The following is a 1,183-nucleotide window of genomic DNA, read 5'->3' on the forward strand; positions in this document are numbered from 1 at the left end:
AAATTAAATGTACATTTAAGGCATTGTGTTCACAATTAAAAAACGCAATGCCTCGTTTAATCTAAGAAACGAAACACTGCGTTGTTAGCAATAATATGTATGGAGCGGGTGAAGGGAATCGAACCCTCATCATCAGCTTGGAAGGCTGAGGTTTTACCACTAAACTACACCCGCATCTACCAATATAGTATGACGTATCATTCTAAAAAATGATAGCCTAACTTTGTAGTATCTTGTCGTAAAATGTATTATTAACAAGAACAATTATTATTCTACTACCTTTTAGTTATTTAGGCAAGTTCTTTTATTAATTTTATGTAAAGATGATTTATAAGACCTCTCATTATTTAATAAATTAAATGCTCAGAGAGGCTTAAAAATATATAAAAGGTCAGCTTTAAATAGCGTTTCTTCTTAATTCTTTCCTTCTAATCTTTCCTTTGTATTCTCCTTTTTTCCATGTAAACGTTTTGTAAATGTATTTCTCCAGCTGCTTGATAACGCATCAACTATTAATATCTTTTCTATCGCTTCTAAATTTTTCTTATCGTGATGCATAATTTCATTTGCAAATTGAACGGTAACATTTTTAGGATCTCTTTCAATAAGATTAATCATCGAATCTGGATTTACTAGTCCCTCTTCTAAAACTTTAAAGTAATATCCAGTATATCCGGTATTTTGAAATTTAAGCGGCAAATCAGTTAAATCATATCTTTTTGCCAATTTAAAACATGGCTGCCTCGGCTGTGTGATTTGAACAACAGCTTCTCCCATTTGAAAAATATCTCCTATACTTACATCCGCTTCCATCATACCCTTTACAGTAATATTTTCACCAAAAGCCCCGAAATCAAGTTTTCTTTCCAGATCCTTTTCCCAATATGTATAATGCTCATATGGATAAACACAAACAGCCTTGTCTATTCCCCCATGGTGAACTAAATCAGCCTGTCCATCACCAATAAAATTTAACTTACTTAAATAAACAGGTTCTTTTACTTGTGATTTGTATATGCCTGTTTCTAATTCTTTTCCCTTATATTCAACTTTTACAGGCTTTCCGATGTTAATTGATATAACTTCTCCCAAATCAATATTCCTCCCTCAATCTTCGAAATTATTTATTCCCATCATTTTCATAATAATTATAAAGTGAAACTTCCATCAGTGGGGGTTTTTC

At 32.0% G+C, this 1,183-nt stretch carries 1 protein-coding gene and 1 tRNA gene; both read right to left on the reverse strand.

The window, feature by feature from the left end; all coding sequences use genetic code 11:
• Window positions 1-100: 100 nt before the first annotated feature.
• Window positions 101-174: transfer RNA gene (locus tag BFA01S_RS21545), tRNA-Gly, on the reverse strand.
• Window positions 175-414: 240 nt separating this feature from the next.
• Window positions 415-1,092 carry an MOSC domain-containing protein gene (locus tag BFA01S_RS21550; protein ID WP_066235696.1) on the reverse strand — a complete coding sequence of 226 codons (678 nt, stop codon included), beginning with the start codon at window positions 1,090-1,092 and terminating at the stop codon, window positions 415-417.
• Window positions 1,093-1,183 lie beyond the last annotated feature (91 nt).

It is taken from the genome of Metabacillus fastidiosus NBRC 101226 (assembly GCF_001591625.1).
Taxonomy (GTDB): domain Bacteria; phylum Bacillota; class Bacilli; order Bacillales; family Bacillaceae; genus Metabacillus; species Metabacillus fastidiosus.